Here is a 15,003-nt window from a genome sequence, read left to right as displayed (position 1 = left end):
AAACTATGTTTAAAAATAGAATTAATAATGCGACTTCATTGGAATCAGTTTATAAAACTATGGTATTTTTGCCATCTATTATGCATGCATAACAAATAACCACTATGTTTTTTAAAGAATTTGAGATTCGATGGAGCGATTTGGATGCCAATCGCCATTTGGCCAACTCGGCCTATATCAATTTTATGAGCCATACCCGAATGGCATATCTAGGGCAGTTGGGCTTTAATCAAAAAAGTATGGCGGAGCACAACATTGGCCCAGTGGTGTTTTACGAGCACATGTATTATTTTAAGGAAGTGTTCGCGGGAAAACCCGTAAAGGTTTCATTGAATTTTAAAGGAATGAGTGCTGATGGAATGTTCTTTGAATTTGAGCACGATTTTTATGATAGCAAAGGCAAAAACTTTGCCCGTTGCCAGATGATGGGGGCTTGGATTGATTTAAAGGAACGAAGACTCATTGGATTGCCAGGCGAATTCTTGGATGCTTTTGGGCGGATGGAAAAAGCCGAGGATTTTAAGGTCTTGACCAAGGAAGACACACGAAAGTTTGTCCAGATTCCGAAGGATTTGGAGGATTAGCCTTCCTCTTTCTGGGGATAGCCGAACCAGCTTGGTGATTTCTTAATCAGTTTTCCAGAGATGATTTCATCAAGCCAACGTTCGTACCAATCCAGAAAATTGCGGTCTGAAGTAAACAAGGGAACGTATTCCCCACTCATCTCCAGATTTACAACCTTACCTTCAAAAGGGCCATTCAATATGAGGCCATACAAATAGGTACAACCTTGGGAGCCTAAAGGGAGAATTCCACCGTGGATTTTGGAAAACTCTAGATAATAGTCCTCATCAGAAATAGTGTCATTCTCCAAAATTTTGGTCAATTCTTCCCATTCTTTTGCGGTCATGTTAGGTTTGAGTTGGCAGTTGTTTTTCAGGAAGACCTTTGGGTCTCCATCCACAAGTGCATCCAAGTGATCACCCAGCATATAAATGCCATAGTAGGGGCCCGCACCAGAATTTTGATAGGATTCTCCTCCATTTCCTACATGCAAAACAAAAGCTCGGTAACATTTAGGGAGCCGAATTCCATATTTCGTTTCAAAATATTCTACTTGGGTTATAGTCGCTGGTGGATGAAGTTCATATTTGTGGGCACTTGCTCCAAAGACCAAACAATCTTTGTCAATTGCTTTGGCTTCCAATAGCTTTTTCTTGATTTGCTCTATTTGCTGTGAATATGGAGTGTCCATCATTGGTCTTTTTTGTCATCAATTTGTCCCCACAAATATTTTTTTGCAGTCAAGGTGTAAATAAAACGTCCAATGAGGCAGACAAGAAATACGCAGAAAGCCAAATCCACCACCGACATTTGTGGCTTATTTAGCCGCAAGATGGAACCCAATGTCCCATCAAGCTGAAAAGGGCTTTCAATTTGTTCACTTTTCCAAAGCGGAGGAAGAAGGTCATTGGCAAAATCTGGCGCCCAATAAAAAATAAGGTAGAGTAACCCCAAATGTAGAAGTGGATTTAATTTAAAAGCATTCATTAATTTTTTTTCGACCCAAAGGATAGCCGCAAACAGAAGTAGACCTGTTGCTATTCCGGGAATATATAGATTCATCTGTTTTTATTTTAGATGGAATCTAAAGTCTTGGAGACGAGTTTTAAGGTATAAATTGATCAACACCCCAAACCAATTGACGAATCAAGGGCTTTTGGAAAATCTAAGGTTGATTTACTGGCTTGGGCCGTTTTCCTGCCATGTATACCCCGAGTAGGACCAATACCGTGGCCATGATTTTGACCCAGGTAAGGTGGTCTTTTCCTGTAAGAATGGCAAACAGGATTCCGATCAAGGGTTGAATATACATGAATGCGCCAACAGTTGATGCTTTGAGCTCTCTAAGAGCAAACACATTAAAAAGATAGGTCAAAAATGTAGTGCCAATCACCACAAAGGCAACAGAACCATAAACCCAAAGCGGCATGCTAGACCATTCAATCTCCATAAACTCAGGTAAGGTTATGGGAAAGTTCATGATAAAGGCAAGACTAAACAACCATTTCATGAGGACGAACGGATGGTATTTTTCCAGCAATTTTTTAACCAAGATTAGGTATGACCCATACGTAGAGGCATTTAAAATGAACAAAAAATTGCCCAGAACAATGTTTGGGGCATCTTGACGTACTTCGGTTCCAAAAAGGATGAGACCCAGGGCCCCAACAAACCCTAAAAAAATACCCAGTCCTTTATTTATAGTAATACGTTCACTTAAAAACAAGGCTGATAAAATCACCACAATAATAGGGGTAATCGTCACCAAAACGGCACTGTTGATGGGCGTGGAGAGTTGAAGCCCTTTAAAGAAGGCCAGCATATTTATGACCATCCCCAAGAAGGAACAAACCAGTATTCGACCCCAATCCTTTTTCTCTATTTTTTGTTTGGGGCCAAAAATTGAAATCAACCAAAACAGGATTGTAGCGCCTCCCACACGCAGCATAATAAAGGCAAAGGGGCCAACATAATGTGGCATGGCGCCTTTGGCAATCGTGTGATTGATTCCATAAATGGTTGTGGCGCCGATGGCCGCCAAAATAGCTAACGTTCTTTTGCTCATGGGTGCAGGGCCTCTTTTGCGGCCTGGACCACTTTTTTGGAGTTGCCGATAAAAATCTGACCATCGACCAAAACAACAGGGCGCTTTAAAAAGGTATAATGTTCAAGGATAAGGTCCTTGTAATCGTTCTCCGAAAGTTGTTTCTCGTGTAATCCCTTTTGACGGTATAAAATGGCTCTTTTGCTGAACAAGGGTTCATACCCGCCGGCCAAGGAAGCCATTTCCTCCAATTGCTTGGGAGTCATTGATTCTGTCTTGATTTCTTGCAGTTGAACATCGTTCAAAGGTTCCAACTCTTTTAAGATGCGTTGGCAAGTAGAACAACTGCCCAAGTGGTAAATCTTTTTCATAATCCTGTTCTAAGGCACAAAGGAAGTCAAAAATGAATCAAATCCCATTAAGAAAGTGCAAATTCAACAGCTTTTGATAAAGTTGTTTTTTAGAGGAAATCCATACGTGAAGCAGGGGTATTTAACATTTTTAATGTTCTTTTTCTTTAATGGGCACAGGGTGATTTAAAATTTTAGACCTAGTTTTATCGGAAGTAAAATGATTTTTTAAATTGGTATAATGGAGAAAATTTTCGACATCCTTCTCAAGAACAGAAAAATACTGCACGATACACTACAGAAAACCCCAAAAGAAGACCTTTATAAAATTCCCGATGGATTCAGCAACAATATTTGGTGGAACATTGCCCATGTGGTGGTGACTCCTCAATTATTGGTATACGGCTTAAGCGGTCTTGATTATACCATTGAAGAAGAATTGATCAATAAATATCGGAAGGGCACTTTTCCGGAGGGATCACCATCTGCACAGGAAGTGGAAAAGATTTCGGCCTATCTGTTCAGTACCGTGCAACACATAAAGTTGGATTATGATCATGGCAGGTTGAACGTCAAAAATTATAAAGAACTTACCACCTCGGTCAACGTAACCTTGACCAGTGCCGAAGATGCCATTGCCTTTAGTGCCTACCACGAGGGCATCCATTTAGGGGCTATCCGTGGACTTCAGAAAGCTTTGGCAAAGGATAATTAAGCACAACAAGAACTAGCCATAAGGCTCTTTTTTTCATTTAGCGTATCTTTAGAATGAGTTACGTCGTTTGCGCAGCACCCCAAGACAAACAACAAGTAATGTCTCGTCCAAATCTTTACCAAAATGAAAAAGACCTATTTAACCTATTGGGTTTGCTGCACCCTATGGTTGGTTACCGTTCAGCAAATCCATTCGCAAAGAAGTAATTATTCGGTTGGGGTGGCTCCCACCTATAAAACGGATGGCTATGGAATACAGCTGATTTTAAACAACTACCGTAGTGAAACGGATTATCTGCAAGCCTCCTTGGTGGCCACTTTTTCTAAAGAAACACCCAATTCAGGGGTTGAGTTTCCGTATCATGACTATCTACTTAATCTAGGATACTTTACCACAGTACTCACTTCTAAGAAGCGTGGACTTTTTATCTTTTTTGGCGGTGGGCCTTCGGCAGGGTACAAGTACATCAATAAAGGTGACACCGAATTTGCTTTTGATGCCATTCGTGCAGAAAGTAGTTTTATCTATGGCGGATATGCATCTTTAGAAATGGACTTCTTTCTGTCAGATGCCTTTTCTCTGTTCGTCCCTATAAATGGCTTTTATCATTTTAATAGTGACCTAAACGATTCCACACTACTTTTGGGTGTTGGTATTCGGTATTATTTGAAATGAAATTGCTTTTGGGACACTCAAGAACCGACCTTGTACTTTAAATAGGAATTTATTTCCGAAAAAGGGAGGGTCAGAATGATAGGTCCATCGGCATAGGAAGCCACTTCATACTGGTTGTAGATCAATTGCACCCCATCTTGGGTGTATCCCACATTGTTGGGCAGATGAAAGGCATCACCCTCAAACATAAAACCCGTGGCATTGATGTTGGCCTCTTGGGGAATATCTTCCTGGGTCTTAAATTTACTTTCAGCATACGTTTCAAAACCTTCCAAATCATCAAAAAGCTCCCAATTTTCCAGTTCAGTGCCTTCCACTTTGTCAAAATTGAGATAACTCGTCGAACCATACCCATGTGCTCCTCCGGTAAAAGTATAGGAGTTGACCACAATGGTGATTAAATGAGCGTCCTCGTAAATGACCTCCCCATTGATTTTGGCTTCCCACCCTATTTCATCTGGGAATTTGGTCTTCAACTCTTTGTAGCTCTCCGTGAAAGAGCCCATGGCCTGATCAACATTTTCAATGTCTTCATTTTCACTAAAGGAAAGAAGGGCAATCACCTCTTCCCGCAAACTGCGGTTTATAGCTGTGGCCACACCGGAATCATCCAAGGCGTTGGGAAGGGTTATTTCAATTTCTGGGCAATTGGCACAAGACTCCCCCTGTAATTTCAAGGGCTCAAAAGTAAGTTTGTGTTCGGTTTCGCAACCAAAAGGGATCCAGAGGATCAAAAGTAGGCCGAGGCACTTTTTCATGGATGAGGTTTTAGGGTTCCCAAAAATAAGACTTCATTGACAACTCCGAAAGATAGCAATACATTTGTATGAAGATCAAAAGAAAATGAGCAAAAAAGAGTTGCGATTCAATAGCAAAACCATTCACGGAGGGCAACACCCAGATGAGGCGTATGGTGCGGTGATGCCGCCCATTTATCAAACCTCCACCTACGCCCAGACCACTCCGGGTGGACATAAGGGATTTGAATACTCCCGCAGTGCCAACCCTACCCGAACCGCTTTGGAGAACGCCTTGGCAAGTATTGAAAATGGAACGTACGGTCTCGCTTTTGCCAGTGGGTTATCTGCCATCGATGCGGTTATCAAATTGTTGGAGCCAGGGGATGAAGTGGTTTCCACCAACGATTTGTATGGTGGTAGCTACCGACTCTTCAAACGGATTTTTGAAAAATATGGGATCAAATTCCATTTTGTGGGAATGCAAGATGTGGATGCCATTGAAGCTCACATCAACAACAACACCAAGTTGATTTGGGTAGAGACGCCGACCAATCCCATGATGAATATTATCGACATCAAAGCGGTATCAACCTTGGCAAAAAAGTATAGGGTATTGCTGGCTGTGGACAACACATTTGCTACTCCGTATTTGCAAAGACCGCTAGACTTGGGAGCTGACATTGTAATGCACTCCGCCACCAAATATTTGGGAGGTCACAGTGATCTTGTAGTGGGAGCTTTGGTGGTTAAGGATAAGGAACTGGCAGACAAACTCTATTTCATTCAAAATGCCAGTGGAGCTGTGTGTGGTCCCATGGATAGCTTTTTAACCCTTCGTGGAATCAAGACGCTCCATGTTCGCATGCAACGTCATTGCGAAAACGGGGAAGCCGTCGCCAATTATTTGGCCAAGCATCCCAAAATCGAAAAAGTGTATTGGCCCGGATTTGAATCGCACCCAAACCACGATATCGCCAAAAGTCAAATGAGTGGTTTTGGTGGAATGATATCCTTTGTGCCGAAAGGAAGCAGTTACGAAGAAGCGATAAAAATTGTGGAAAAATTGGAAGTTTTCACCTTGGCCGAATCCTTGGGAGGCGTGGAAAGTTTAGCGGGTCATCCGGCTAGTATGACCCATGCGAGTATTCCCAAAGAAGAACGTGAAAAAACCGGAATTGTGAACACTTTGATTCGTTTGAGTGTGGGAATCGAAGATGCTGCCGATTTAATCGCGGACTTAGAGCAGGCCATAGGTTAGCAAATTGAAAAATTTTTAAAAAAAGACTATTTAAATTATGTAAATACCATAATTTTGCCGTCAAATTCAAAATTCAATAAAACTGCGTCTAATTAAAGTTGCAGGGACAACAAATAGCAACCCGTACTATGGAAGATAAAATTAAAGCATTTATGGATGAGGTCATAGCCAGAAATGGCCATGAACCCGAATTCATCCAAGCGGTTCAAGAAGTTGCTGAAACCGTAATACCATACATCGTAAGTCAAGATATTTACCATGGCAAAAATATCCTTTTGCGCATGGTGGAGCCAGAGCGATTGATTTCGTTCCGTGTGGCCTGGGTAGATGATGATGGTGAAATTCATGTAAACCGCGGGTATCGCATCCAGATGAACTCAGCCATCGGCCCATACAAAGGTGGACTTCGGTTCCATCCAACAGTAAATGCCAGTGTATTGAAATTCTTGGCCTTCGAGCAAGTATTCAAAAATAGTTTGACTACCCTTCCCATGGGTGGTGGTAAAGGAGGTTCCGATTTTGACCCAAAAGGAAAATCCGATGATGAGGTGATGCGCTTTTGCCATGCCTTTATGACGGAATTGTGCCGACACATTGGCCCAAATACGGACGTTCCCGCGGGGGATATCGGTGTGGGTGCCCGTGAGATTGGTTTCCTATTTGGAATGTACAAGAAAATCCGAAACGAGTTTACCGGTGTTTTGACCGGGAAAGGTCTTTCTTGGGGAGGCTCATTGATTCGCCCTGAAGCTACCGGTTATGGTACAGTGTATTTTGCCGATAGTATGTTAAAGACCAAAAATGAATCTTTTGAAGGCAAAAATGTGGTGATCTCCGGATCAGGAAACGTAGCCCAATATGCCGCAGAAAAAGTGTTGCAGTTGGGTGGAAAGGTATTGACCCTCTCCGATTCTGCTGGTTATATCCACGACAAGGATGGCATCGACCCTGAAAAATTGGCCTATGTCATGGACTTGAAGAACAACAAGAGAGGAAGAATTTCAGAATACGCAAACAAGTATCAAAATGCGACTTTCTACAAGGGAGAAACTCCTTGGAAAGTAGCTTGTGATATTGCGCTGCCCTGTGCAACACAGAACGAATTAAATGGTGATGATGCGGCTGCGCTCATCAAGAATGGATGTATTGCCGTTGCCGAAGGTGCCAACATGCCCTCAACCCCGGAAGCAATCCATGCGTTCCATGATGCACGGATTTTGTTCGCTCCTGGAAAAGCATCCAATGCGGGTGGTGTGGCCACTTCAGGTTTGGAGATGTCGCAGAACTCATTGCGTATCAGCTGGACCCGAGAAGAAGTTGATGAACGATTAAAAGGTATTATGGCCGATATCCACGATTCTTGTATTGCTTACGGAAAAGAGGATGATGGGTACTGCAACTACGTCAAAGGAGCCAATATTGCTGGTTTTGTTAAGGTTGCAGATGCCATGTTGGCCCAAGGAGTTATCTAATTTCCTATAATCAACCTGAGTTTTTGGTTGGCAGTTACCGGAAGGAGTGATTATTTTTACCCTTTCAGTAACTGCCTTTTTTTTGACCCCTATGCAAATAACCACCAAGGCCATAGTACTTTCTTCCTTAAAATATGGCGACACCAGCCTTATTGTGAAGGCATTTACGGCTTCGGATGGATTAAAATCCTATTTACTGAAAGGGGTAATGGGTTCCAAAAAGGGAAAACTGAAACCGGCTTATTTTCTCCCATTGATGCAGTTGGAAATCGTTGCGAACCACAAAAACAAAGGTACTTTGGAGAGCCTTCGCGAGGTTAAGGTGGCCATGCCCTATAGAACGTTGCACACCGATATTGTTAAGAACAGCATTGTCCTTTTTTTGGCCGAAATGTTGAGCAATAGCATCCACGAAGAAGAGCAGGATGAAAGCCTTTTCAATTATTTGGAATATGCATTGCTTTGGTTGGATGAGCATCCGGCAAATCCCAATTTTCATCTTCTTTTTTTACTGAATCTTACCAAGTATTTAGGCTTCTATCCTGACACTTCTTTCCAAAACTCGCCTTTTTTTGATCTTCAGGAAGGTAGTTTCAACAAAACCCCATCACTCAACCCATTGATTCAGGGCGAATTATTGGAAAATTTTAAGCGGTTTTTAGGCACGAATTTTGATGCATTACAGGCGATACAACTAACTAAGTCTAACAGGCGAGAACTCTTAAAAATGGTCATTCTGTATTACCGTTTGCATGTGCATGGATTCAGGGAACCGAAGTCCCTTGCCGTATTAAATGCCGTTTTTCAATAACATGTTTAAACCAACCTTAACCAAAACCTTTTTATTATTTCTAATTTCCTTTTCGTTTTATGCCCAGGAAGTAACCGTTTTGGATGCTGATTCAGGAATACCCATTTCCAATTTGGCCATCTTCAACAAGGACAAATCCAAAACTACTGTTACCGATTCCAATGGAAAGAGCGATTTGGGTATTTTCAATTCCAATGAACGGATTACATTCCAACATCTCAGTTATGAGATTTATGCCACCACAAAATCGCAGATAGCAAAAAAAGGAAATCGAGTCTATCTTTACTTACGCTCCGAAGAGCTCGAAGAAGTGGTCCTATCTGTTTCCAAATGGGAGCAACAAAAGAAAAATGTTCCCCAAAAAATTGAGACTATCGATGCCCGAAGCATATCCTTTACCGCACCCCAAACTTCGGCCGATCTTTTGCAAAACAGTGGAAAAGTTTTTGTGCAAAAAAGCCAATTGGGCGGGGGAAGCCCCATGATTCGTGGTTTTTCCACCAATAGGCTGTTGCTTTCCGTGGATGGTGTTCGCATGAACAATGCCATTTTTAGGGGTGGAAACCTTCAAAATGTGATATCAATCGACCCCTTTACGGTAAGCAAAACCGAAATCATCTTCGGGCCCGGTTCCGTGATTTATGGTAGTGATGCCATTGGGGGGGTGATGAATTTCTACACCCAAAAACCCCATTTTTCATTTGCCGATAGTTTGGCGTTTTCGGGCAAGGCCGATTATAGATTTGCTTCGGCCAACAATGAAAGTACCAGTCATGTTGAATTCAATTTTGGGAAACAAAAATGGGCTTCCTACACCAGTTTTACCTATAATAATTTTGGTGATCTAAAGATGGGGGAGCACGGTCCGGAATCGTACCTCCGAAACAATTACGTCATCCAACAAAATGGAATGGATGTTTTGGTGCCAAATGATGACCCTAAAAAGCAGGTCACAACGGGGTATGACCAACTCAACTTTTTGCAAAAATTTGCATATCGACCCAATGATACCTGGAACTATAATTTGGGTCTTTATTACTCAGAGACTTCGGATTATTCCAGATACGACCGATTGATTCGTCCTTCCCGGGATGGTTTGGGTCTTCGGTCAGCGGAATGGTATTATGGCCCTCAAAAGTGGGTTATGGGGAATTTTCAAATCACCAAAAAGGGGAACAACAAATTCTATGATCGGGTAAAGCTGACCACGGCCTACCAATTTTTTGAAGAAAGTCGCCATGACCGCGGGTTTGAGGATGTGGAACTCTTTTCTACCAAAGAAAAAGTGGATGCTCTTTCCTTGAACTTGGATTTTGAGAACAAGAAACTCGGTGATCTCCATTTATATTATGGTGCCGAGTATGTGTTCAATAAAGTAGGTTCTACAGGCAGCCAACGAAATATTGAGACCAATGAAGTGGAACGTACCGCATCTCGTTATCCAGACGGGTCCACTTGGCAAACGTTTGCCGGTTACATCAATGGGGAATATCAGATTGAACCCAATTTCACTTTGCTATCAGGAGTTCGATACAGTCAGGTTTGGGTAGATGCCGAGTTTGAGAACACTTTTTATCCCTTTCCGTTTGATGAGGCCGATATTGTAACCGGAGCACTCACAGGAAGTTTAGGATTCAGTTGGCTTCCACGTGAAGATTTACAGATCACCTTGAACGGCTCCACCGGTTTCAGAGCACCGAACATTGATGATATTGGAAAAATATTTGATTCCGAGCCTGGCTCTGTAGTGGTTCCCAATCCAGATTTAGAACCCGAGTATGCTTATAACGGAGAATTGGGAATCCAAAAAAACTTTAGTGACCGACTGGTTTTACGAGGCGCTGCATTCTATACCTATTTGGTGGATGCTTTGGTACGAAGGGATTTCACCTTCAATGGTCAAACCGAAATTGAGTACAATGGAGAACCGAGCAATGTGCAGGCCATTCAGAATGCGGCTAGGGCCTATGTCTATGGTTTTGAATTTGGGATGCAGGCCTTTTTTGATGAACACTGGTCATTTGCGTCCAATCTAACCATTACCGAAGGCACGGAAGAAGACGATGATGGAACCGATAGCCCGGCGCGCCATGCCGCTCCCACCTTTGGTGACGCCCATTTGGTTTGGCAGAATCAAAAATTGAAGGCTGATATTTTTGTGAATTACAACGGTGAGGTAAGCAATGATGATCTTGCCCTTTCTGAACAAAGCAAGGATTATATGTATGCCACTGATGCCAACGGAAATCCCTTTTCCCCTTCTTGGTATACCTTAAATTTTAAATCGCAATATCAAATCTCCAATGCCTTAAAGGCAACTGTGGGATTGGAGAACATGACGAACCAACGGTATCGAATGTATTCATCGGGAATCGTAGCGCCTGGAACCAATCTAATTTTGGGATTGGGTTACGTCTTCTAAAAAATAAAAAAAGGGCATGGAAAACACCATGCCCTTTTTTAAAATATTGCTTGGACTACATTTGCATGGTATCCATGGTTTTTTTGGCATCCTCGCCTACCTCTTTGACTTTTTCCATAGCCTCTTCACCAGCCTTTTTAATGCTGTCGGCGGCTTTTTCACCCATTTCTATGGCCTCATCGCCAGCTTTTTTAACGGCGTCAACAGCATCATTTGTGGCTTCTTTTAAATCTTTGCCCGCCTCCTCAAGGGTTTCACTGGCCTCTTCAGAAGCTTCTTTTGCCTTATCTGCAGCCTCTTTACAGGAGGTCATAACAGACATCGACAACGACAGTGCCAGTGCAGCTATTACAACTTTTTTCATACTTAAATGGTTTAGTGTTAGTGAAGATTGAAGATAGTCAATTTAACGTAAAGGGTTATGTGGCACATATCATATTTAGGTTAAGGCTATTAAGGAAATCCTAATACCCAAAAGAGGGGGGTGTAATTCGATCTAAATTTATAATTTTGCAAACTTGGAATTCGAGAAGAAGTAGCAGTATTTATGAAGTTTGCAGAATATAAGGGATTGGATTTGCCAAAGGTGTCAGAAGAAGTTCTAAACTTTTGGAAGGACAAACAGATTTTTGAAAAGAGTGTTTCCACTAGGGAGGGCAAGGAGAGCTATGTCTTCTACGAAGGTCCACCTTCTGCAAATGGAATGCCCGGAATTCACCACGTAATGGCCCGTACCATTAAGGATATCTTCCCAAGGTATAAGACCATGAAGGGTTATCAGGTAAAACGAAAAGCGGGTTGGGATACCCACGGACTACCGATTGAGATTGGTGTAGAGAAAGAATTAGGTATTACCAAAGAGGATATTGGCAAGAAAATATCGGTTGAAGAATACAACGCGGCCTGTAAAAAAGCGGTGATGCGCTACACGGACGTTTGGAACGAAATGACCGAAAAAATAGGGTACTGGGTAGATATGGATGACCCCTATATCACCTATAAACCCAAGTATATGGAATCGGTTTGGTGGTTGTTGAAGCAGATTTACGATAAAGGCCTGCTGTACAAAGGGTACACCATTCAGCCCTATTCGCCCAAGGCGGGTACGGGATTGAGTTCACACGAGTTGAACCAACCAGGGACCTATCAAGATGTAACCGATACCACGGTTACCGCCCAGTTTAAAGCGAAGAAAGAAACCCTTCCCGATTTTCTAAAAAATGTAGAGGGCGATATCTACTTCTTGGCCTGGACGACAACACCTTGGACATTGCCTTCGAACACCGCATTGACCGTAGGGCCCAAAATTGAATATGCGTTGGTAAAAACCTTCAACCAATACACCTTTGAGCCAATCACTGTTGTTTTGGCGAAAAACTTGGTGAATTATAATTTTTCAGGAAAGTTCTCCAAAGTGGAGACCGAAGAAGAACTGGCCAATTTTAGCGAAGGCGATAAAAAGATTCCGTATTGGGTCGGAGAAAGTTTTGCGGGGAAAGATTTGGTTGGTATCCAGTACGAGCAGTTGATAGACTACGTGCAACCGTACCAAAATCCAGAGAATGCCTTTCGAGTGATTTCTGGAGATTTTGTGACCACGGAAGATGGTACCGGTATCGTACATACGGCGCCCACCTTTGGTGCGGATGATGCTTTGGCCGCCAAACAGGCTACGCCGGAAGTTCCGCCCATGTTGGTGTTGGATGAAAATAACAATCCTGTTCCTTTGGTGGACCTTCAGGGACGATTTCGACCTGAGTTGAAGGAGTATGCCGGCAAGTACGTCAAGAACGAATACTATGAGGACGGTGAAGCTCCCGAGAAGTCGGTTGATGTTGAAATTGCCATCAAACTAAAAGAAGAGAACAAAGCCTTTAAGGTTGAAAAATATGTTCATAGTTACCCTAATTGCTGGCGTACGGACAAACCTATTTTATACTATCCGTTGAACTCGTGGTTCATCAAGGTAACAGATGTCAAGGACCGCATGTTTGCGTTGAACCAGACCATCAACTGGAAACCAAAAGCTACCGGAGAAGGTCGATTTGGAAACTGGCTGGCCAATGCGAACGATTGGAACCTTTCCCGATCTCGTTATTGGGGGATACCATTGCCCATTTGGCGCACAGAAGATGGGAAAGAGGAAATGATCATCGGTTCTGTGGAAGAGTTGAAATCCGAAATGGCCAAAGCCGTGGAGGCTGGAGTTTTGGAAAAAGATGTGTTTGCTGATTTTGTGTCGGGAGACATGAGTGAGGCGAATTACGATAAAATCGACCTGCATAAAAACATTGTGGACGGGATAACCTTAGTTTCCCCATCTGGGCAGCCCATGAAACGCGAAGCTGACCTTATTGATGTTTGGTTTGATAGTGGTTCCATGCCCTATGCGCAATGGCACTATCCTTTCGAAAACAAGGAGTTGATTGATGAAGGTATTGCTTTTCCGGCCAACTTTATCGCCGAAGGTGTGGACCAGACCCGGGGTTGGTTCTATACGCTTCACGCCATTGCCACCATGGTTTTTGACACGATTGCCTACAAGAATGTGGTTTCCAATGGATTGGTTTTGGACAAGGAAGGTAAGAAAATGTCCAAACGTCTGGGCAATGCCGTGGATCCCTTTGAGGTATTGCCAGAACATGGCCCTGATGCCACACGTTGGTACATGATTTCCAACGCCAACCCTTGGGACAACCTAAAATTTGATATTGATGGGATTGTTGAGGTAAAGCGAAAGTTCTTCGGAACACTTTACAACACCTATTCCTTTATGGCGCTTTATGCCAACATCGATGCTTTTGATTATTCCGAAGCCGATGTTCCTTTAAAGGATAGACCCGAAATTGACCAATGGATTTTGTCCGAGTTGCATACACTCATTAAAAATGTGGACGAGGCTTATGCCGATTATGAGGCTACACGTGCCACCCGAATGATTTCGGATTTTGTCCAAGAAAATTTGAGTAATTGGTATGTTCGTTTGAGCAGAAGACGTTTCTGGAAAGGCGATTACCAACAAGATAAAATATCCGCGTACCAAACCTTGTACATGTGTTTGAATACAGTGGCCAAATTATCGGCGCCCGTTGCTCCTTTCTTTATGGACCGCTTGTATTTGGATTTGAATGCAACGACCCAAAAAGAAGGTTTTGAGAGTGTGCATTTGGCAGAATTCCCTGTGTTTGATGCTTCGATGGTGAACCAAAAACTGGAACGAAAAATGCAATTGGCACAGAAGATTTCATCTTTGGTATTGTCCATCCGTCAAAAGGAAAAAATAAAGGTGCGCCAACCCCTTCAAAAAATCATGATTCCTGTTTTGGACCAGGAACAGCATCAGGATATTGAGGCTGTATCAGGTCTGATAAAATCCGAAGTAAATGTCAAGGAAATTGAGATTTTGGATGACGCTTCAGGTATCTTGGTAAAGCAAATAAAACCGAATTTTAAGGTGTTAGGCCCGAAATTTGGTAAGGATATGAAGGCTATTGCTGGCGCAGTAAGTCAGTTGGGGCAAGATGATATTCAAAAAATAGAAAGAGAAGGTGAATTAATGCTTCAATTGGAAAATAAAAGCGTTAATTTACAGTTAACCGATGTAGACATCAGTTCCCAAGACATTGAGGGCTGGTTGGTTGCAAGCTCTGGACCTTTGACCGTTGCACTCGATGTAACCATTGATGAAACCTTGAAAAAGGAAGGTATCGCCAGAGAATTGGTGAACCGAATCCAAAATATCCGCAAGGAGTCTGGATTTGAAGTGACCGACAAGATTGACATAAAAATATTGAAGGACGGTTTGGTGGAAAGCGCGGTGTCCAGTAATGAGGATTACATAAAAACGGAGACCTTGACCGCTGAGCTTAATTTCGAAGAGAAACTAGATGAAGGTATTGCAATTGCCTTTGATGAAGTAAATACAAAATTGTTTATACAAAAGCATTAGAAA

General features: G+C 42.5%; 14 protein-coding genes. 8 read left to right on the top strand and 6 right to left on the bottom strand.

All coding sequences use genetic code 11. The features are described from left to right. Positions 1-104: 104 nt before the first annotated feature. Entirely contained in the window at positions 105-584 is a 480-nt protein-coding gene (locus tag ACFSJE_RS09320) for an acyl-CoA thioesterase (protein ID WP_379830720.1), read from the top strand. On the opposite strand, the gene ACFSJE_RS09315 is transcribed toward ACFSJE_RS09320, so the two are convergent. The 4 genes from ACFSJE_RS09315 to ACFSJE_RS09300 all read right to left on the bottom strand — a co-directional run bounded on the left by ACFSJE_RS09315 (position 581) and on the right by ACFSJE_RS09300 (position 2,979). Continuing rightward, entirely contained in the window at positions 581-1,258 is a 678-nt protein-coding gene (locus ACFSJE_RS09315; RefSeq protein ID WP_379830719.1) for an SMI1/KNR4 family protein, read from the bottom strand. The two genes, ACFSJE_RS09320 and ACFSJE_RS09315, sit on opposite strands and share 4 nt — an antisense overlap. Continuing rightward, positions 1,255-1,626, bottom strand: a complete 372-nt coding sequence (locus ACFSJE_RS09310) for a hypothetical protein (RefSeq protein WP_379830718.1) — start codon at positions 1,624-1,626, stop codon at positions 1,255-1,257. The genes ACFSJE_RS09315 and ACFSJE_RS09310 overlap by 4 nt, the downstream gene beginning before the upstream one ends. A 103-nt stretch (positions 1,627-1,729) precedes the next feature. After that, positions 1,730-2,629 (bottom strand): DMT family transporter, encoded by a 900-nt coding sequence (locus ACFSJE_RS09305; protein ID WP_379830717.1) that lies wholly within the window; start codon positions 2,627-2,629, stop codon positions 1,730-1,732. Further along, positions 2,626-2,979, bottom strand: a complete 354-nt coding sequence (locus tag ACFSJE_RS09300; protein WP_379830716.1) for an arsenate reductase family protein — start codon at positions 2,977-2,979, stop codon at positions 2,626-2,628. Before ACFSJE_RS09300 ends, ACFSJE_RS09305 begins: the two co-directional genes overlap by 4 nt. Before the next feature lie 220 nt (positions 2,980-3,199). Between ACFSJE_RS09300 and ACFSJE_RS09295 the strand changes: the two genes are divergently transcribed. Together ACFSJE_RS09295 and ACFSJE_RS09290 are read left to right on the top strand one after the other, a co-directional pair. Next, complete coding sequence (locus ACFSJE_RS09295; RefSeq protein WP_379830715.1) at positions 3,200-3,673, top strand: DinB family protein; 474 nt, start codon at positions 3,200-3,202, stop codon at positions 3,671-3,673. A 123-nt stretch (positions 3,674-3,796) separates the two neighbouring features. After that, positions 3,797-4,348 carry a conjugal transfer protein TraO gene (locus tag ACFSJE_RS09290; RefSeq protein WP_379830714.1) on the top strand — a complete coding sequence of 184 codons (552 nt, stop codon included), beginning with the start codon at positions 3,797-3,799 and terminating at the stop codon, positions 4,346-4,348. Positions 4,349-4,365: 17 nt separating this feature from the next. Here the strand turns inward: ACFSJE_RS09290 and ACFSJE_RS09285 are convergent, their stop codons facing one another. Continuing rightward, positions 4,366-5,106, bottom strand: coding sequence for a DUF3298 and DUF4163 domain-containing protein (locus ACFSJE_RS09285; RefSeq protein ID WP_379830713.1), 741 nt, complete (start codon positions 5,104-5,106; stop codon positions 4,366-4,368). Positions 5,107-5,191: 85 nt separating this feature from the next. On the opposite strand from ACFSJE_RS09285, the gene ACFSJE_RS09280 reads away from it, so the two are divergent. The 4 genes from ACFSJE_RS09280 (at position 5,192) to ACFSJE_RS09265 (ending at position 11,051) form a co-directional block, all read left to right on the top strand. Beyond that, the gene (locus tag ACFSJE_RS09280) at positions 5,192-6,346 is read left to right on the top strand and encodes a cystathionine gamma-synthase (RefSeq protein WP_379830712.1); all 1,155 of its coding nucleotides are present in this window, start codon (positions 5,192-5,194) and stop codon (positions 6,344-6,346) included. 128 nt (positions 6,347-6,474) lie between these two features. Then, on the top strand, positions 6,475-7,818 hold the full coding sequence (gene gdhA / locus ACFSJE_RS09275) for an NADP-specific glutamate dehydrogenase (protein WP_379830711.1): 1,344 nt from the start codon (positions 6,475-6,477) through the stop codon (positions 7,816-7,818). 91 nt (positions 7,819-7,909) lie between these two features. Next, positions 7,910-8,629, top strand: coding sequence for a DNA repair protein RecO (recO, locus tag ACFSJE_RS09270; protein WP_379830710.1), 720 nt, complete (start codon positions 7,910-7,912; stop codon positions 8,627-8,629). A gap of 1 nt (position 8,630) precedes the next feature. Continuing rightward, positions 8,631-11,051, top strand: coding sequence for a TonB-dependent receptor (locus ACFSJE_RS09265; RefSeq protein WP_379830709.1), 2,421 nt, complete (start codon positions 8,631-8,633; stop codon positions 11,049-11,051). A gap of 55 nt (positions 11,052-11,106) precedes the next feature. Here the strand turns inward: ACFSJE_RS09265 and ACFSJE_RS09260 are convergent, their stop codons facing one another. After that, positions 11,107-11,415: a hypothetical protein gene (locus tag ACFSJE_RS09260; RefSeq protein WP_379830708.1), complete on the bottom strand. Its 309-nt coding sequence runs from the start codon at positions 11,413-11,415 to the stop codon at positions 11,107-11,109. A 183-nt stretch (positions 11,416-11,598) separates the two neighbouring features. Between ACFSJE_RS09260 and ileS the strand changes: the two genes are divergently transcribed. Beyond that, the gene (ileS, locus tag ACFSJE_RS09255) at positions 11,599-15,000 is read left to right on the top strand and encodes an isoleucine--tRNA ligase (protein ID WP_379830707.1); all 3,402 of its coding nucleotides are present in this window, start codon (positions 11,599-11,601) and stop codon (positions 14,998-15,000) included. Positions 15,001-15,003 lie beyond the last annotated feature (3 nt).

The sequence above is a fragment of the Flagellimonas iocasae genome (assembly GCF_042682725.1).
Lineage (GTDB): Bacteria > Bacteroidota > Bacteroidia > Flavobacteriales > Flavobacteriaceae > Flagellimonas > Flagellimonas iocasae.
This window is presented reverse-complemented; position numbering and strand designations above follow the sequence as displayed.